Annotated in this window: 16 protein-coding genes and 1 tRNA gene; 9 read left to right on the plus strand and 8 right to left on the minus strand. The window is 64.5% G+C overall.

The genetic code is table 11. From position 1 onward, the window contains the following. Positions 1–109 precede the first annotated feature (109 nt). Positions 110–1,993 (plus strand): divergent polysaccharide deacetylase family protein, encoded by a 1,884-nt coding sequence (locus tag DEM26_RS14260; protein WP_109172679.1) that lies wholly within the window; start codon positions 110–112, stop codon positions 1,991–1,993. Between the two features lie 37 nt (positions 1,994–2,030). Here the strand turns inward: DEM26_RS14260 and trpE are convergent, their stop codons facing one another. The 7 genes from trpE to fabI all read right to left on the minus strand — a co-directional run bounded on the left by trpE (position 2,031) and on the right by fabI (position 9,293). Continuing rightward, positions 2,031–3,542: an anthranilate synthase component I gene (trpE, locus tag DEM26_RS14265; RefSeq protein ID WP_109172680.1), complete on the minus strand. Its 1,512-nt coding sequence runs from the start codon at positions 3,540–3,542 to the stop codon at positions 2,031–2,033. An 11-nt stretch (positions 3,543–3,553) separates the two neighbouring features. Further along, the gene (locus tag DEM26_RS14270) at positions 3,554–5,395 is read right to left on the minus strand and encodes a peptidylprolyl isomerase (RefSeq protein WP_109172681.1); all 1,842 of its coding nucleotides are present in this window, start codon (positions 5,393–5,395) and stop codon (positions 3,554–3,556) included. 64 nt (positions 5,396–5,459) lie between these two features. Further along, on the minus strand, positions 5,460–6,641 hold the full coding sequence (locus tag DEM26_RS14275) for an aminotransferase (protein WP_088720182.1): 1,182 nt from the start codon (positions 6,639–6,641) through the stop codon (positions 5,460–5,462). 172 nt (positions 6,642–6,813) lie between these two features. Then, complete coding sequence (locus DEM26_RS14280) at positions 6,814–7,332, minus strand: DUF2127 domain-containing protein (RefSeq protein WP_075775651.1); 519 nt, start codon at positions 7,330–7,332, stop codon at positions 6,814–6,816. A 3-nt stretch (positions 7,333–7,335) separates the two neighbouring features. Then, positions 7,336–7,842, minus strand: coding sequence for a xanthine phosphoribosyltransferase (gene gpt / locus DEM26_RS14285; RefSeq protein WP_075775650.1), 507 nt, complete (start codon positions 7,840–7,842; stop codon positions 7,336–7,338). A 10-nt stretch (positions 7,843–7,852) separates the two neighbouring features. Further along, a complete protein-coding gene (locus DEM26_RS14290; protein WP_075775649.1) occupies positions 7,853–8,470 on the minus strand; it encodes a LysE family translocator in 618 nt (205 codons plus the stop codon). A 1-nt stretch (position 8,471) separates the two neighbouring features. Further along, entirely contained in the window at positions 8,472–9,293 is an 822-nt protein-coding gene (gene fabI / locus DEM26_RS14295; protein WP_075775648.1) for an enoyl-ACP reductase FabI, read from the minus strand. A gap of 165 nt (positions 9,294–9,458) precedes the next feature. On the opposite strand from fabI, the gene pdxH reads away from it, so the two are divergent. The 8 genes from pdxH to DEM26_RS14335 all read left to right on the plus strand — a co-directional run bounded on the left by pdxH (position 9,459) and on the right by DEM26_RS14335 (position 17,217). Then, positions 9,459–10,082, plus strand: a complete 624-nt coding sequence (gene pdxH, locus DEM26_RS14300; RefSeq protein WP_088720183.1) for a pyridoxamine 5'-phosphate oxidase — start codon at positions 9,459–9,461, stop codon at positions 10,080–10,082. 139 nt (positions 10,083–10,221) lie between these two features. After that, on the plus strand, positions 10,222–10,758 hold the full coding sequence (locus tag DEM26_RS14305) for a cold-shock protein (protein ID WP_075775745.1): 537 nt from the start codon (positions 10,222–10,224) through the stop codon (positions 10,756–10,758). Next, the gene (locus DEM26_RS14310; RefSeq protein ID WP_109172682.1) at positions 10,728–11,219 is read left to right on the plus strand and encodes a DUF192 domain-containing protein; all 492 of its coding nucleotides are present in this window, start codon (positions 10,728–10,730) and stop codon (positions 11,217–11,219) included. Before DEM26_RS14305 ends, DEM26_RS14310 begins: the two co-directional genes overlap by 31 nt. Before the next feature lie 40 nt (positions 11,220–11,259). Next, a tRNA-Pro gene (locus DEM26_RS14315) sits at positions 11,260–11,336 on the plus strand. Positions 11,337–11,859: 523 nt separating this feature from the next. Further along, positions 11,860–15,519 carry a vitamin B12-dependent ribonucleotide reductase gene (locus DEM26_RS14320; protein ID WP_109172683.1) on the plus strand — a complete coding sequence of 1,220 codons (3,660 nt, stop codon included), beginning with the start codon at positions 11,860–11,862 and terminating at the stop codon, positions 15,517–15,519. A 129-nt stretch (positions 15,520–15,648) separates the two neighbouring features. Further along, a complete protein-coding gene (locus tag DEM26_RS14325; protein ID WP_075775644.1) occupies positions 15,649–15,894 on the plus strand; it encodes a hypothetical protein in 246 nt (81 codons plus the stop codon). Positions 15,895–16,166: 272 nt separating this feature from the next. Further along, a complete protein-coding gene (locus DEM26_RS14330) occupies positions 16,167–16,781 on the plus strand; it encodes an HD domain-containing protein (RefSeq protein ID WP_233243120.1) in 615 nt (204 codons plus the stop codon). A gap of 94 nt (positions 16,782–16,875) precedes the next feature. After that, positions 16,876–17,217: a zinc ribbon domain-containing protein YjdM gene (locus DEM26_RS14335; protein ID WP_109172684.1), complete on the plus strand. Its 342-nt coding sequence runs from the start codon at positions 16,876–16,878 to the stop codon at positions 17,215–17,217. A gap of 455 nt (positions 17,218–17,672) precedes the next feature. Here DEM26_RS14335 and DEM26_RS14345 read toward each other — a convergent pair whose 3' ends face one another. Further along, positions 17,673–18,698: an SH3 domain-containing protein gene (locus DEM26_RS14345; RefSeq protein WP_158275129.1), complete on the minus strand. Its 1,026-nt coding sequence runs from the start codon at positions 18,696–18,698 to the stop codon at positions 17,673–17,675. Positions 18,699–18,709: the final 11 nt, after the last annotated feature.

Here is an 18,709-nt window from a genome sequence, read left to right on the forward strand (position 1 = left end):
GTGAACCGGGGATCGGGTCGGGCTATAGATGCTATCAGCGAAGGGCCGGGGTCAAGGGCAGTCCCCGGGAAAAGCCGCGTATCAAGAGCGGTGAAGATGGAGGCAGGCAATGATGCGATCTGTGATGAAGGGCGGGCTGGCCGGTCTGCTGGTCGCGGTTTTCGGCACGGCGGTGATGTCGTTGATCTTCCCGGCCCCGAAAGAGCCCGGCGCGGAGATCAAGCTCGCCGGAAGCCCGACGCCCGAAGAACCCGCGAATGTGGACTTGCCCGCGGGCTCCGATTTCTCGCGTCCGGCGACCGATCGAACGCCCGCGATGCCGACCCCGGACGGGGCGCCGCTCTCGGCACCGACCCGGGCGCCCCGCGTGTCAGAGCCGCAGCCAAGCCTCGCGCCGCCCAGTGCCGACGAAATTCAAAGCGCCGCGCGCCCCGAGATGTCGACCGACATGGCCGAGCCGCGTCCCGAAGCGCAAGGCGAGACAGTGGCGCTCGCCGCGCCGGTCGCGCCGGAGGCGGGCGCGCAACCGGACAGCGCCCCGCCTTCCGCTCTGCAAGGTGCGCCTGCGCCCGACACCGCACCCGAGGTTGCGCCGGTGATCGAGCCCGCGCCTGCGCGCGAGACATCGCCGGAAGCCCCGAATGTCGCGTCGGCGATGAGCGCGCCGACAGTGGACACACCTGCGACGACGCCCGCCGCCCGCGAGGCGCAGCCGGATATGACTGCAGAAAATGCGCCCGCAGCCGAGATGCCCGCCTTGCCGGAGGTGAGCTTGCAGCCGCCCGAAGCGCCCGAGAAAGCAGCGCCGCCCGCCGATCAGGGGAATACGGCTGTCATCGCGACCGATATGCCCGCACTGCCCGGGGCCAAACTGACGCCCCCCAAAGCGGAGCCCCAAACGACTCCGTCCTTGGCGGACATGCCCGCACCTGATCGGTTGCCGTCCGAAGGGGAGGGGATCGACACCGCGCAGGCGGATAAACCCGAGATTTCGACCGACCCATCGGCAAGCCCGGACCTGCCCGCTGGGCGCGCCCTCCCGCAAGGCGGGGATGCGGTGCCGACCAAGCCGCGCATCTTCTCGTTGCAGGATGCGCCCTCGATGCCGGGCAAGCCCGCGAGCGGGTTCAAATCAGCGCCCGGCGTCGTGGTGGATCGCTTGCCGCAGGTGACGCCTTCGACGCCGCCCTCCCTCGGGGACGGACCTAACGGCGGCGGCGCGCAGGATGCGCCGGGGACCGCGCAGGTCGATGCGGCTGACCTGAGCCCGATCGAGAAATTCGCAGCCCCCGCGCCAGCCGGCGACAAGCCGGAGATTTCGCTGGTTCTGATCGATCCGGGCGTGGCGAAGGGCGGGCTCGATCCGGCGACGATCACGGCGAGCGATCTGCCGATGACCATCGCGATCGATCCAACCCGGGACGGCGCTGCCGAAGATGCCAAAGCCTTCCGCGCGGCGGGGTTCGAGGTCGCGATCCTTGCGTCCGGTCTGCCCGCCAATGCCGCCCCCGAGGATGTCGAGGTGGCGCTCGAGGCGTGGCGTCACGTGATCCCCGAGGCCGTCGCCGTCGTGGAGCCGCCGGAGCCGCAGTTCCAGAACAACCGTCCGCTCGCGCGTCAGATGGTCTCGGCGCTCGGGCGCAGCGGGCTGGGCGTGGTCACGCAGAAGAAGGGGTTCGACAGCGCCAACCAGATCGCGATCTCCGCCGATCTGCCGCGCGCGCAGGTCTGGCGCGTGATCGATGACGGGCGCGAGAAGGCTGCCGTGATCTCGCGGATGCTGGCGCGCGCCGATTTCGAAGCAGAGCGCAATGGCTCGGTAGTGGTAATGCTGTCCGCTTGGCCGGAGTCGTTCCAGGGGATCGAGGATTGGTATGTTGACGCGCAGGACAAGGTGACGCTCACCCCGGTCTCGGCGCTCGCACTTGATACCGTGACGCAAGCTGCGCCCGCCCCGGAGACCGAGCCGAAAATGGAAAACGCGGGCCAGTAAGGCCGCGTTTCTCTCTTTTCGCCTGTGGTGACGGTGCTCAGCCGTTGCCGCGTGTCGCCACGAACAGCCCCGCATCCTCGGCGGCCTTGCGCAGCGCTTTGGACTTATTGACCGTCTCCTGCCATTCCGCCTCGGGGTCGCTGTCATAGACCACGCCGCCGCCCGCCTGAATGTAGAGCGTCTTGTCCTTCACCACCGCCGTGCGCAGCGCGATGCACATGTCCATCTCGCCATTGGCCGCGAAATAGCCCACGCCACCGCCATAAATGCCGCGCTTCTCAGGCTCCAGCTCGTCGATGATTTCCATTGCGCGAACCTTGGGCGCGCCCGAGACAGTGCCCGCGGGCAGACCGGCCAGCAGCGCCGAGAGCGCGTCCTGATCGTCGCTGAGCTCGCCCACCACGTTCGAGACGATATGCATGACGTGGCTGTATCGCTCGATGATGAACTTCTCGGTCGGGTGCACGGAGCCGATCTTCGAGACGCGGCCGACATCGTTGCGACCGAGATCGAGCAGCATCAGGTGCTCGGCCAGCTCCTTCTTGTCGGCCAGCAGATCTTCTTCCAGCGCCTTGTCCTCGGCAGGGGTAGCCCCGCGCGGGCGGGTGCCCGCGATCGGGCGGATCGTCACCTCGCCCTCGCGGACCCGCACGAGGATTTCAGGCGACGCGCCCACGATCTGGAAGCCTCCGAAGTTCAGGAAGAACATGAAGGGGGAGGGGTTCGTGCGTCGCAAGCTGCGGTAAAGCGCGAAGGGCGGCAGCGGAAAATGCGCCGACCAGCGCTGCGCCGGAACCACTTGGAAGATGTCTCCCGCGCGGATGTAATCCTTCGCGGTCTCCACGGCGGACATGTAGCCCTCCTTGGTGAAGTTCGAGCGCATCTCGCCGACCTGCAGGCTCTCGCCCAGATCCCGGCTCTCGACCGGCGTGCGGTCGAGATCGCGCAGCGCATCCGAGACGCGCTCGGCGGCCTGCGCATACGCGGCGCGCGCCGACAGACCGGCCGACCGGAAGGCCGGCGCGCAGATGATCACGTCGCCCTTCACCCCGTCGAGTACGGCCACGACCGACGGGCGCAGCAGCATCGCGTCGGGTACGCCCAACGGATCGGGGTTCACGTTCGGCAGCTTCTCCACCAGCCGGATCGTGTCATAGCCGAGATAGCCGAACAGACCCGCCGCCGCGGCAGGCAGATCGTCGGGCATGTCGATGCGACTCTCCGCGATCAGCGCCCGCAGGCTATCGAACGGGTGGCCCGGAAGATCTTCCCATGCCTCGTCGAAGCGCGCCGAGCGGTTGATCCGCGCCTGTTCGCCCCGGCACTCCCAGATCACGTCAGGCTTCATGCCGACGATCGAGTAGCGTCCGCGCACCTCGCCACCGGTCACCGATTCCAGCATGAAGGAATTCGGCTGCGCCTCGGCGAGCTTGAGCATCAGCGAGACGGGCGTGTCCAGATCGGCCGCGAGCCGGGCGTAGACCAACTGATTTTCACCCTTGGCCCAGCGTTCCTCGAACGCCTCGAAAGAGGGGGAGAGAGCGACCACGACGGGCCTCCTTACTGCATCTGCGACTGCACCGCGGTCACGGTCTGGCTGTCGAGATCGAGCCCGGCCTCCGACTCCACGGCGGTCGCGTAGAAATTGAGCAGGTCATTGGCCAGCGAGTTCGACAGCTGTTTGCCGATCTGACCCGAGATCAGCTTGGTGTCAGCATCTTCCATATCCGCCGGGATGACCTTGTCGGTGACGAAGACATAGACCTTGCCGCTGGCGGTGATCTGCGCCGGCTTGCCCGGTTCGGTCTTGAAGACCTTCGAGACCACGGGCGGCGGCAGTTCGTCGGAATAGCCGCCGCGCCCGATGCTCGCCACCTTGGTGGTCAGCACGCCGGTCTCGCCCAACGACTTGCCGCCCTCGACCGCAGAGACGATCTCCTTGGCGCGGGCCTCTTCCGCCTGCACGACCTGATCGGCGCGCCACGCATCGGCCACGTCGCCCTTCACCTCGTCGAAGGGCTTGGGCTGGGGCGGCACGATCTTGTTCAGGCGCAACGCGAAGACGCCGCCATCCGACAGGGTCTGCAGCTCGGGATAGGCGTCGGTCGTCGCCTCGTTCGCCGCCTTGCGGAATTCGTCATAGCCCGCGATGCCGTCGGTGCTGTCGGCGGTGAAACCGATCTGGCCAAGCTCCATGTCGGTTTCCTTGGCCATCTCCTCCAGAGTCGCGCCTCCGGCCAGACGGTCCTGCAGGTTTTCACTCATCTTGCCGATCTCGTTGCGCGCCTTCTCGGCCTCGGCATCGCCCGCCAGTTCGTCGCGCGCGTCGGCGAACGAGGTCTCCTGTGCATCGATGATGCCGTTCACCTTGAACAGCGCCGGGCCCAGATCGGTCTCGACGGGGCCGACCACGGTGTTGTTTTCGGCCGAGAAGACCGCGTCGGCGGCCTTGCCCAGATCGTCGCGAGTCACGTCGCCCAGATCGGCATCGTCCAGCGTCAGGCCGCGATCCTTCGCAAGATCGGCAAAGGTCGCGCCGCCGTCCAGCTTCGCTTTAGCGGCTTTCGCGGCATCCATGTCGGAATAGACGAGACGCTCCACGAGGCGCTTCTCGGGCTGCTTGAACTCGTCGATCCGACGCTCGTATTCGGCCTTCAGCGTGGCGTCGTCGATCTTCACCTTGTCGGCCAGCATCTCAGGCGTCAGCCAGGCATAGGTGATGTCACGCGTCTCGGGCGCGGTGAACTGGTCGATATGGTCGTTGTAATAGGTTTTGAGCTGCTCGTCCGTCGGATCCGGGATCGCCTTGGTCAGATCGCTCTCCGTCACTTCCGCCCAAGTGAAGCCGCGCTTCTCGCCGACATATTGCGTATAGGCATCCACGACGGGCTTGGGGGCATCCACGCCGCCCGCGACTGCGCCCTGAATGATCGAGCGGGCGAGATCGTCGCGCAGCTGCGCTTCGAATTGCTGCTCGGAATAGCCTTGCTGGCGCAGCGCGAACTTGTAGGTCTCGCGGTCGAACTTGCCCGAGGCGTTCTGGAAGGCCGGGATGTCGTAGATCTTCTGCTGCAGCTGCTTGTCGCCGACCGAGACGCCAAGACGCCGCGCGCCCTCACCGATCGCGGCCTGACCGATCAGCTTGCCCAGCACCCGCTGGTCCGCGCCCGACGCCTTCATCTGCGCCATCGTCACCGCCTGGCCAAGCTGCTGCGAGCGCTGCTGCATTTCCTGACGCAGCGCGCGAGCGTAATCGTCCACGGTGATCTTGGTCTCGCCGACCGCGCCGACCGACTTGGCCGAACCGGAGAAGCTGCGTAGCCCGAAACCGCCGAGACCAAGGATCAGCATGGCCAGCAAGATCCAGACGACGACACTCTTGCCGTGGCTGCGCATCTTCATCGGGGGTCCTCCTCGGGAATTGTCTTTTGGCGCTGTTTAGGGCTTTGATTACTGGCCTGCAAGGCTAGCTGCGCGCGAGGCTCGCCAGCCGGTCGCGCAGCGCCGCGATCCCGTCACTGTCGACATTGGCGAAGGCGATCCGCATCTGCTGCGCGGCTCCGTTTGCGCCCTGCGGCATGAACATCGTGCCGGGCAGCATCAACACGCCCGCCTCGCGCACCAGAGCCTGCGCGAAATCAGGAGAGGGGCGCGGATCGGGATGGGTGACATAGGCGAAATAGGCGCCGCAGCCCAGCATCTTCCAGCCTTCCAGATCGGCGAAGGCCGCCTCCATCGCGGTGCGGCGGCGCAGGATTTCCTCGCGCTCGCCCGCGACCCATTGCGACAGGTGGACCATCCCCCACAGCGCTGCCATCTGACCAAGCTGCGAGGGGCAGATGGCCACCGTGTCGAGAAATTTCTCCACTTCTGCGAGGCGCGCCTCGCCTGCGACGATGGCGCCGACGCGATGCCCCGTCAGGCGATAGGCTTTCGAGAAGGAATAGAGATGAATGAAATAGTCCGGCCAGTCGGGATCGGAGAACAGGTCATGCGGAGCTCCATTGCGCGAGTCGAAGTCGCGATAGGTCTCGTCCACGATTAGCGCGAGCTTGTGACGCTTGGCCAGATCGGCGAAGGCGCGCAGCAGCTCGGCCGGATATTCCGCCCCGCCCGGGTTGTTGGGCGAGACGAGCACGATCGCCCGGGTCTTGCCGGTGATCTTCGCGGCGGCCTCCTCGGGATCGGGCAGTAGCCCCGCGCCGGGGGCGAGCGGCACCGTGTGCACGCCCGCCATGTCGAGCCACATCTTGTGATTGAAATACCAAGGCGTCGGCAGGATCACCTCGTCGCCCGGGCCTGCGAGCGTGGCCAGCGTCGCGCAGAACGCCTGATTGCAGCCTTGGGTGATCGCGACCTGACGCGCCGCGACCTCTCCGCCATAGGCCAGCGACCATTGATGCGCGAGTTCCGCGCGCAGATCGGGAAGGCCCAGAACGGGGCCGTAGAGATGCGCCTGCGGATCGTTCAGCGCGGCCTCGGCGATGGCTTGGCGCAGCGCCTCGGGCGGCGGATCGACGGGGGCTGCCTGCGAGACATTGATCAGCGGGCGATCGGCGGTGAACTCGACCCCGTCGAGCCAGCGCCGCGCCTCCATGACCGGGGGCGAGAAGGTGGCGGCGAGGGCGGGGTTGAGCGGATGGGGCATGAAGGTCCTCTTGGCTGATCGGCGCGAGATCAGCAGAGCGCCGCGCGCTTGGCAAGAGGCGGGAGCCTCCGGCAGGGATATTTGGATCGAGAAGATGGGGGCTGCGCTTCCTCTTGTCGGGAATATCTCGGGGGTGAGGCGCAAACGGAGGCAGAGAAGGGGGCAGCGCGCCCTAGCTGCGTCCCTCATGGTGGTTGCGCCATGCGAAGCTGTGCCGCACATACCACTCGCGTAGGGTCAGCGCGATGACCACGAGATCCAGCACCGTCAGCGCCAGCATGCCCGCGCCATGGTTCAGACTGTAGAGATACATCTGGTAGGCCACGAAGCCGGTCATCATCACGATCGCCATCGGGTAGGCCCAGATCAGTCCGCGGATCAGCAGGATCACCACGACCAGCTTCAGCAAGCCGTGGCTGGTGAAGTAGAAGCCGTAGAAATCCTGAGTCTGGATCGAGAAGTGATGGGCCGCGTTGAGGAACGCATTGGCGATGCGGTCATTGGGATCCTCGCGCAGCTCGCGCGCGGTCAGCCAATGCGCGGCGTCGAAGACCGCATTCTTCGGCAGCCCGAGAAGCGCGAGGCCGGACAGCGTTTCCGCAATCTCGAAGATCGCCTTGATGATCAGGCTGACCTCGAAAAGCCAGTGCAGGAACCGCCCGAGAGGGGTTCCGGGTGCGCCGAACCGCACTGATCAGTCCGTGCCGCGATAGGGTTGCACATATTGCAGCGCCATGTCCCAGGGGAAGAAGATCCAAGTGTCCTGGCTGACTTCGGTGATGAAGGTGTCGACCAGCGGTGCGCCCATCGGCTTGGCGTAGACGGTCGCGAATTGCGCCTTCGGGAAGAGGTCGCGCACCAGCTTCAGCGTGTTGCCGGTATCCACGAGGTCGTCAACGATCAGCACGCCTTCGCCGCCGTTTTCCATCAGGCTCTCCTGCGTGGGCTTGATGACCTGCGCTTCGCGTTGTTCCTGATGGTTGTAGCTTTTGACCGAGATCGTATCGACCGTGCGGATGTCCAGTTCGCGCGCGACGATCGCCGCCGGAACGAGGCCGCCACGGGTGATGCCTACCACGGCGCGCCAGCTGCCGTCGCCCGGCCCCTTGCCGTCGAGACGCCATGCCAGCGCACGGGCATCCCGGTGGATTTGGTCCCAGCTGACGTGGAAGCCTTTTTCATGCGGCAGACGATCGGACATCGGGGTCTCCTCAGCTCAGAGCGAGTTTCAGACCGAGCAGCGCCAGCAGGCCGCCGAAGCAGCGCTCGATCACGGTTTTCAGGTTCAGATAGGCCGCGCGCGTCTTCTCGAGCGAGAATATCCGCGCGACGATGACGTTCCATCCCGCATCGTTGAACATCACGATGCCGAGGATCGCGGCATAGGCCCATGCGGGCGCCGAGGGCGGGATGAAGGTCAGGAAGACGGTGCCGAAGAATACGGCGGGTTTCGGGTTGGCGAGCTGGGTCGAGATGCCGAGCCAGATCAGACGCGGAGCCGAGCGGGTGCGGGGCAGGTCGGGGATCTCATCGTCCATCGGATCGTCCGCATGGCGCCACATCTTGTATGCGAGCCACAGCAGATAGGCCGCGCCGGCGATTTTCAGAGTGGTAAGCAGGGCAGGGGCGATCTTGAAGACGAGGGCGAGACCGAACAGCGCCGCCGCCGCCCAGATAACCGCGCCCAAGCCGATCCCGAGTGCGAGCCAGATGCCGCGCTGGAACCCGTCGCGCAGTCCCGTGCGCGCGGCCAGCAGCACAGCTGGCCCCGGCGACATCGCCGCGGCCAGATGCACGAAATAGATCGCGGTGAGGGCCGCGAGGGTCATCTCATTCCTTCCGCTTGGTGACCACGTCGATATCGGGCGCGTCGACCGCTTTCATGCCCACGACGTGATAGCCCGCGTCGACATGCAACGTCTCGCCGGTGGTGCCGGAGCCGAGATCGGAGAGCAGGTAGAGCGCGGCCTTGCCGACCTCTTCCTGCGTCACGTTGCGGCGCAGCGGCGAGTTCAGCTCGTTCCACTTCATGATGTAGCGGAAATCGCCGATGCCCGAAGCCGCGAGCGTCTTGATCGGACCGGCGGAGATCGCGTTGCAGCGGATTCCGTCCTTGCCGAGGTCCTCTGCGATATACATCACGCTGGCTTCCAGCGCCGCTTTCGCCACGCCCATCACGTTGTAATGCGGCATGACCTGCTCGGCACCGTAATAGGTCAGCGTGAGCAGCGAGCCGCCCTCGTTCATCATCGCAGCAGCTTCCTTGCACACTGCTGTGAAGGAATAGACCGAGATGTCCATCGTGGTTTTGAAGTTGTCGCGCGAGGTGTCGACATAGCGCCCGCGCAGCTCCGACTTGTCGGAGAAACCGATCGCGTGGACGACGAAATCGATGCTGTCCCAATGCGTGCGCAGCGTCTCGAAAAGGCTCTTGATCGAGTCGCCGTTGGCGACGTCGCATTCGACGAGGATCTCGGAGCCGAGCTGTTCGGCCAGCGGTCCCACGCGCTTCTTGAGCGCCTCGCCCTGGAACGAGAAGGCGAGTTCCGCTCCCGCATCCGCGAGGGCCTTGGCGATGCCCCAGGCGATGGATTTGTCATTCGCAAGGCCCATGATCAGCCCGCGTTTGCCCGCCATCAGGTTGTTCGACATGTCAGGTTGTCCCCCGCTTCGCTCTGGTAAGTCCGAATGCTTTAGGCGAAAGGTGAAGACGCATCAAGGCTACTGACCTCCGGTCAAGCATGATCGTGTGGATCGTGTTGCCGATCGGAGCGTTGGGCACGGTGTGCCATGCGACGGGCCAGACTGGAGGCGAGTATGAGTGACAGAACCGGAATTTTCGCGGGCGACGATCCATTCGCGATCGCGCAGGCTTGGCTGAGCGAAGCCGAAGAGACCGAGATCAACGATCCCAATGCGATAGCGCTGGCGACGGTCGATCCGGACGGGATGCCCAATGCGCGCATGGTTCTCCTCAAGGAAATAGAGGGGCGCGACATGCCCTCGGGCGGGGCGTTCGTCTTCTACACCAACTACGGATCGGTGAAGGCGCAGGAGATCGAGAGCGCCGGAAAAGCTGCTTTCGTGATGCATTGGAAGTCATTGCGCCGCCAGATTCGGGTTCGCGGTATGGTTGAACGCGAGGAAGGGCCGCAGGCCGATGTCTATTACAAGTCGCGCTCCTTGAAATCGCGTCTCGGGGCCTGGGCCTCGCGACAAAGTGAGCCGCTGAGCTCGCGCAGCGCGCTGATGGCGGAGGTCGCGAAGGTGACCGCGGGTCATGGCACAAATCCGGAACGACCGCCTTTCTGGGGAGGGTTCAGAATCAAGCCCTTGGAGTTGGAATTTTGGGCGGACGGCGCATTTCGCCTTCACGATCGTTTCCGTTGGAGCCGGCAAACCCTTGCCGATGCGTGGGAAGTGACCCGCCTAAACCCCTGAAACTCGCGCTTCGTGAATTGCATAGGGTCTTGAAACTTTGAGAATTCTCTTGAAGTGTCGCGTGAATACCGCATCTCCTGAGTGAGGTGCGGGCGGAAATGCGAACAGGAAAGCCCGAAGTATGCAAACGGGATGGAAGATGCTGGGGGAGTCGGAGGCCGAGCCTCGCGAAGTCACCGGCACCGTTAAATGGTTTGACCCAGTCAAAGGGTTCGGCTTCATCGTCGATGGCGAAGGGGGGCCGGATATCCTTCTACACGCGAATGTGCTTCGCAATTTCGGCCAGGGCTCGATTGCTGACCGCGCACGGATTCGTGTCCAGATGCAGCTGACCCCGCGCGGCGCGCAGGCGGTCGAGGTCTTGGAGATTTTACCCCCGGAAGGCGAGCCCGTCGCGCCGATCGAAGATTTGGGTGACAACAGTTTCGACGATATCGCGGCCCTGCCGCTGGAACCGGCGCGGGTGAAGTGGTTTGAAAAGGCCAAGGGATTCGGCTTTGCCAACATCTTCGAAAACGAAGAGGATATTTTCATTCACATGGAAGTTCTGCGTCGGTCGGGCTTCGCCGATCTCAGCCCCGGCGAAGCGGTGTGCCTACGGGTGATCGAAGGCAAGAGGGGGCGGATGGCGGCACAGGTGCTCGCATGGGATGCTGGTTTGAAATCCGGGCGCTGAGCGCCGCCCTTCTTCTGAGTTTGGCGCCGGGCATCGCCGCGGCGGACGGAGCGCAATGCCGCGACGATCTCGCGATTCTGCGCACGGATGGCCAGTTGGTGAATTTCACCATCGAGATTGCCGATGACAGTGCAGAGCGTGCGCAGGGCTTGATGGGTCGGCGCGAGATGGACGCGGGGGCAGGGATGCTCTTCATCTATGACCGCCCGCGCGAGGTCGCCTTCTGGATGCACGACACGCCGCTGCCACTCGATATGGTTTTCATCGATCCGGCAGGGCGCGTGGTGAAGGTCGCGGCGAACACCACTCCCAATGACGACACGCCGATTCCCTCCGGCGCGCCGGTACGCTACGTGCTCGAGATCAATGCCGGGATGGCCGCGCGCTACGGGATCGCGCCGGGTGCGGAGCTTGCGCATCCCAGCGTCGATCCGGCACAAGCCGCATTTCCCTGCGAATGACCCTTTTCTTGTGCCGAACCTCTTTGTAAGGAGAGGGCGTCGGGGCGTAGCGCAGCCTGGTAGCGCGTCTGTTTTGGGTACAGAAGGTCGTGAGTTCGAATCTCGCCGCCCCGACCATCCCTCCAAATTGCCGATTCCGGCCCTGACTACATCTAGTGGCAGGCCTTGATTGTGGCACTAGCGACACGATCCGCGAATTTGCCCATTTTTTGCGCAAAGCCGGCGCGGCTATCCACAAGATATTGCGTGCTGTGGATTGAAATTCCCAGATGAGCCGCAAACGCGCGGGAATCCTCAATGAAATTTGGCCCTTATTGGTGCCGCAGCGCGGCGTCCTAGCGTTAACCAAATGTGGAGGAATCGTGCAGTCCGCTTCCCTTGGGGCCGGTCAACTGAAAAATGGACTGACTCAAGGTGAAAGTTTCGTTGACGGCTCGGTGCGCCTACGGCAGGTTGTGTGGTGTCGGAGGCCAACCCACCAGATGTAGTGGAGCCTAGGGCCAAGGGACAGATTTCGGACATTGCACCCCCGAATCCGGGGCGCGCAGCCCTCGCGGTGTCGACTGCGAGGTCCGGGCTTTCTGTTCTCTGCGGCTCCCGCCGACACCGGATTTGACTGACTGCAAACGGGGACAGGGCAATGAAGATCGAACGCAAGTTCACCACCGACGAAACCGGCGCCTACGGCGCGCTGGAGTTCACGACGACCGCATCCGAGATTCGCAATCCCGACGGCAAGGTGGTGTTCCGTAACGAGTCGGTCGAAGTGCCCAGCGGTTGGAGCCAGGTCGCCTCGGACGTTCTGGCGCAGAAATACTTCCGCAAGGCCGGCGTCCCGGCGGCGCTGAAGAAGGTCAGGGAAAAGGGCGTGCCGGAATTCCTGTGGCGCTCGGTTCCCGATGAAGAGGCGCTGGACCAACTCCCCGAAGAGGCGCGCTTCACGGGCGAAAGCTCGGCCAAGCAAGTGTTCGACCGTCTCGCCGGTGCCTGGTGCTATTGGGGCTGGAAGGGCGGCTACTTCACCACGGAAGCTGATGCGCAGGCTTACTATGACGAGATGCGCTTCATGCTGGCCGAACAGATGGCCGCGCCGAACTCGCCGCAATGGTTCAACACCGGCCTGCACTGGGCCTACGGCATCGACGGTCCCGGTCAGGGCCACTTCTATGTCGATCACAAGACCGGCAAATTGACCTCCTCGACCTCGGCCTACGAGCATCCCCAGCCCCATGCCTGCTTCATCCAGTCGGTCTCGGACGATCTGGTGAAAGAGGGCGGGATCATGGACCTCTGGGTCCGCGAGGCGCGCCTGTTCAAATACGGCTCGGGCACGGGCACCAACTTCTCTAGCCTGCGCGCCGAAGGCGAGAGCCTCTCGGGCGGTGGTAAATCCTCCGGCCTGATGGGCTTCCTCAAGATCGGCGACCGCGCGGCGGGCGCGATCAAGTCGGGCGGCACCACGCGCCGCGCAGCGAAGATGGTGATCTGCGACATGGATCACCCGGATATCGAGGAATTCGTCAACTGGAAGGTCATCGAAGAGCAGAAAGTGGCCTCGCTGGTCGCGGGCTCCAAACTGCATGAGCGCGAGCTGAACGGCATCTTCGCCGCGATCCGCGAATTCGACGGCTCCGACGAGACCTCGGTCGATCCGACTCAGAACGAGGCGCTGAAAGCCGCGATCAAATCCGCCAAGCGCGTGATGATCCCGGAGACCTACATCAACCGCGTGCTGCAATATGCACGGCAGGGCTACAGCTCGATCGAATTCCCGACCTACGACACCGATTGGGACTCGGAAGCCTATGTTTCGGTTTCGGGCCAGAACTCGAACAACTCGGTGCGCGTCACCAACGCCTTCCTGAAAGCGGTGAAGGACGATGCCGATTGGGAACTGATCCGCCGCACCGACGGCAAGGTCGCGAAGACCGTGAAGGCGCGCGAGCTGTGGGAGCAGGTTGGCCACGCCGCATGGGCCTGCGCCGATCCGGGCATCCAGTTCCACGACACCGTCAACGAATGGCACACCTGCCCCGAGGACGGCCCGATCCGCGGCTCGAACCCGTGCTCGGAATACATGTTCCTCGACGACACGGCCTGTAACCTTGCCTCGATGAACCTGCTGACCTTCTACAAGGACGGCAAGTTCGACGCGGAAAGCTACATGCACGCCACCCGCCTGTGGACCGTGACGCTGGAAATCTCGGTGCTGATGGCGCAGTTCCCCTCGAAGGAAATCGCGCAGCGCAGCTACGACTTCCGCACGCTGGGCCTCGGCTATGCCAATATCGGCGGCCTGCTGATGAACATGGGTCTGGGCTACGACTCGAAAGAGGGCCGGGCGCTGTGTGGCGCGCTGACCGCCGTGATGACCGGTGTCTCCTACGCCACTTCGGCCGAGATGGCGGGCGAGTTGGGCGCGTTCCCGGGCTACGAGAAGAACTCGAAGCATATGCTCCGCGTCATCCGCAACCACCGCAACGCCGCTTACGGCAAGACCGATGGCTACGAGAGCCTCGAGATCAAGCCGGTCGCGCTCGATCACAAGGGCTGCCCCGATCAGGAACTGATCGCGCTGGCCAAACAATCTTGGGACGAGGCGCTGGCCCTGGGCGAGCAGCACGGCTACCGCAACGCGCAGGTGTCGGTGATCGCGCCAACCGGGACGATCGGTCTGGTAATGGATTGCGACACCACCGGGATCGAGCCGGACTTCGCGCTGGTGAAATTCAAGAAGCTTGCAGGCGGCGGCTACTTCAAGATCATCAACCGCTCGGTGCCGGGCGCGCTCGAAACGCTGGGCTATAGCTCGGCGCAGATCGAAGAGATCATCGCCTATGCCGTGGGCCACGCCAGCCTTGGCAACTGCCCCGACATCAACACCACCGCGCTGATCGGCCACGGCTTCGGCCCGCGCGAGATCGAGAAGGTCGAGGCCGCGCTGCCGACCGCCTTCGATATCCGCTTCGTCTTCAACCAGTGGACGCTGGGCGAGGAGTTCTGCACCCAGACGCTGGGCATCCCGGCCGAGAAGCTGAACGACCCGACCTTCGACATGCTGCGTCACCTCGGCTTCACCAAGAAGCAGATCGACGCCGCGAACGACCATGTCTGCGGGACGATGACGCTGGAAGGCGCACCGCACCTGAAGGACGAGCACCTGAGCGTGTTCGACTGCGCCAATCCCTGCGGCAAGAAGGGCAAGCGCTACCTCAGCGTCGAGAGCCACATCCACATGATGGCTGCCGCGCAGAGCTTCATCTCGGGCGCGATCTCGAAGACGATCAACATGGCGAACCACGCCTCGATCGAAGACGTGAAAGCGGCTTACGAGCTCAGCTGGTCGCTCGGCATCAAGGCCAACGCGCTCTACCGTGACGGGTCGAAACTGTCGCAGCCGCTGGCCGCCGCGCTGGTCGAGGATGACGAGGAGGCCGAGGAAATCCTCGCCACCGGCTCGACCCGGGAAAAGGCCGCCGTGCTCGCCGAGAAGATCGTCGAGAAGGTGCTGGTCAAGGAGATCGTCCGCAGCCACCGCGAGAAGCTTCCGGAACGTCGCAAGGGCTACACCCAGAAGGCGGTCGTGGGCGGTCACAAGGTCTATCTGCGCACCGGCGAATACCATGACGGCACGCTGGGCGAGATCTTCATCGACATGCACAAGGAAGGCGCGGGCTTCCGGGCGATGATGAACAACTTCGCGATCGCCGTGTCGGTGGGCCTGCAATACGGCGTGCCGCTGGAGGAGTTCGTGGACGCCTTCACCTTCACCAAGTTCGAACCGGCCGGGATGGTGCAGGGCAACGACTCGATCAAGAACGCGACCTCGATCCTCGACTACGTGTTCCGCGAACTGGCCGTGTCCTATCTCGACCGCACCGACCTTGCGCATATCAAGCCGCAGGGCACCAGCTTCGACGATCTGGGCGGTGGCGAGAACGAGGGCAAGCGCGCCGACGGCAATGTCGAGCCGATGTCCGAGAACGCTTCGAAGTCGCTCGAAGTGCTGCGCCAGATTTCCTCGACCGGCTATCTGCGCAAGCGCCTGCCGCAAGAGCTGATGGCTCTGCAGGGCGGCGTGGAAGTGGTGACCTCGCAGATGCCCGCGCAAAGCGCGCAGGCCCGTGCCTCCAGCTCCACCGCGGTCTCCTCGGGCTCGGTCCAGATGGATGCCCGCGCCAAGGCGAAGATGCAGGGCTACGAGGGCGAAGCTTGCGGAGATTGCGGCAACTACACGCTGGTGCGCAACGGCACCTGCATGAAGTGCAACACCTGCGGGGCGACCAGCGGTTGCTCTTGAGGGACAGGGGTCTCGGTCTGGCGGCCGGGGCCCCGACGACGACGGCGCGGTCCGGTCTGTCCGGGCCGAGGGAAGACGGGCGCGGCCCGAGGGACAGAAACGACCGCCAACGGCGGCAAGGAGCGGAAATTGGACCTGATCGTCGGCAATAAGCGGGTGACCCCCAAAACGACGCGCCGCATCCCCGGTGGCATCGAGGCCGAGCTGGTGGGCGAGGGGCTGACCTCGCTGATCGACGCGACTTTCACGGGCACCGAGATCGCCTGCCTCGGCGGCGACCTCGATCACCACGCGCTCGACGTGACCGATATCCGGATGGGCGGCGGTGCGACCACCGTCACCCTGATGACCGCGCGCGAGATGGCGCTGCACTGAGCGCCGCCTTGCGCAACAACGAGATCCGGGGCGGGTGCGCTCGTCCCAGACGCCGAGAAGGCCCAGGCGAGACTAAAAACAGCTCGGGCGGTAAACTAATGAGCCTGATCGGCGAAACTGGCCCTCTCCGCCCCCCGGAGAGGGCCTCTTTCCGTTCGGGGTGAAACTGGAAGGTGCGGCCGCGCTCTGGCCATTTTCGCCATCCCGCGTCACGATGTCCGGTGTGGCCCGAGGCGGCCGAGGAATGAAACCCGCAACCGGAAGGACCGCAGATGACCGCATCCGGACAGACAGTCTCCTTCACCCAGATGAAAGACGGCACCCGCGAAGATTACGAACTGCTCGAAGAGCTGGAGAAGCCTTTCCTTGCAGGAACGGCGGATCGGTTGTTGCGCGAACTCGCCGCGCAGGCGGAGGAGACGCTGTCGGGCTACCAGATCACGCGGCTCGAACACGGGCTGCAGGCGGCGACCCGGGCGCGGCGGGACGGGGCGGATCTTGACTGGATCGTGGCGGCGCTGCTGCACGACATCGGCGACCGGCTCGCGCCCCAGAACCACGACCGGATGGCGGCGGAAATTCTGCGGCCCTATGTCCGCGAGGAGGTCTCGTGGGTGGTCGAACATCACGGCATTTTCCAGATCGCCTATTACGGCCATCACTACGGTTGGGACCCGGAGGAGCGCCAGAAATTCAAGGACCACCCCTGTTATCGCAGCTGCGAGCAATTCTGCGAGCGCTGGGATCAGTCGAGCTTCGATCCGGCCTATCCGATGGACCCGCTGGAGAGCTTCGTCGAGGACGTCCGCGAGGTGTTTTCCCGCAAGGCCTATGCGCCAGAGGTCCTGCGCGCTGGCGAGGTTCACGGCTTGCCTGATGCAGCCTGAGCGGGCCGGAGCCGCACAGATCGCTTCCCGCTTTTTGTCGCAGGAGAAAGATTTTTCTGGCGATAACAGGCGCGCGAGACTAAGGGCATGACCCATGAGCGATACCTTGCCCCCGTGCCCCGAATGCAACTCGTCCTTCACCTACGAGATGGACGCCCTGCTGATCTGTCCCGAATGCGGCCATGAATGGTCGGCCTCGGGTGACGCGGATGCGCCCGCGGAGGTGCGCGACGCGGTGGGCAACGTGCTGAACGACGGCGACACGGTGATAGTGATCAAGGACCTCAAGGTGAAGGGCTCCTCCTCGGTGGTGAAGGTCGGCACCAAGGTGCGCGGCATCCGTCTCGTCGACGGCGATCACGACATCGACTGCAAGGTGCCCAGCATCGGCCAGATGGGGCTGAAGTCGCAATTCGTGAAGAAGGTTTCCGAGTAAGCTTCCTCATTGTCGCGTCGCGACCCAGGTGCCGCTGCACCCGTCGACGTTTTGATAATCCCCCACGAGGCGCCCTTTGACGAGCTGCCCCTTGAGTGAGCCGACAGAGCGCGTTCGGAAGTAGAAATTCCCGACGATCCGGTCGGCTCCGACGACTTGCCCGGTTACCCTGTAGGAAGCTCCGTAGGTGTTGGTGGCCTGGCCCGAAACCCGGCCGTCCCGGATGAATATCCCGCCGTAGCCCGGCGTGCAGGGCCGATCCATCACACGCATGCTCTGAGGGGTGTACCTACCGACCCAGTGCCCGTCGAGCGGGCTTGGCCGTCCGTCGGGTGGCTCTGGAACGCAGGCTGCGAGCGCGCTCAGGGTCACGCCCGCCAGGGCCGCGGTGGCGGCCCTGCGTGTGAGTGTCGTCCTCTTGGTCATTGGATTGTCCCTCCGGTTTGCGCCCGCGCTCACTCGATCCCGACGATCATCGTGAAGGGGGCAGGGGCGTCGCCGATATTGTACACCGTGATCCGGTTTTCGCCGTTGAGCCAGAGCTGTCCGCGATAGTCGCGCCTACCGCCGCGGCTCTCGTAGAGAAGCTGGCCGTCCGGGGTGAAGATGTTGAAATGCACCGCAGGCGAGCCTGTCTGGAGCTGTGCCGTCAGGAACTGCTTGGCCCGCGCGCCGAGCCGGTAGTTGACCGCAGCGCCGGGGGCGAGGGTCGATCTCAGCACCGCGCCGCTCGTGCCGGGGGCGAACTGGACCTGCTGATCGCGGGTCTCGGGTTCGGCCACGCGCGGTGGCGGGGCAGAGCCTTCTCGCAGATAGCGTCCTGCGACCCAGCCGGTCAGATAGCCCTCGGTGGCCGCGACCTGGCACCAGCGCTGACCCTCGGCCATTCGGCAGCCCATGTTGCGCAGGATCGCCCCCTCGGGGAACCGGCCGAGGATCGTAGCCCCGGTCGAGGGCCTCGCGCGCAGGTTCAGCGGATCGTTGATATCGCCGGTCTGGACCTGCCAGAAATCCGGCCCGCCCTGCAGCCCGTCGGCATAATCGCCCTGCACGATCGCGCCGGTCTTCCCGGTGATCCCGATCCGGATGTCGAAATTCGCGATCTCGTCGCGCCGCGCCGCCGAGCGCATCATGTAGACCGAGATCTTGTATGTCCCCGAACTCGGCAGCGTGCCGGTGTAGTGGTTCAGCTCGGGCGTGAACTGGCTGTTCATGATCGCCTGATCGCCGGGCCCGCTCCCAGGGCCGTAGAGGTTGAAATACGTGGCGGTGTGGTTCGTGGACAGCTTGATATCGATCGTCTGACCGGCCTCGGCGCCGATCGTGTAGACCACGCTGTCATAGCCCTTGATGCGATCGCTCAGAACCGCGTTATCCGCTCCCGCTGAGAAATACACCGGAACCTCGCGCATCTCCTCCGCGAGGGCAGGCGTAGCGAATGAGAGCGCCGCGACGAAGACATAACCCAGAAATCGGTTCATACCGATCCTCC

This window comes from Thioclava sp. NG1, from assembly GCF_003122275.1.
GTDB classification, from domain to species: Bacteria; Pseudomonadota; Alphaproteobacteria; order Rhodobacterales; family Rhodobacteraceae; genus Thioclava; species Thioclava nitratireducens.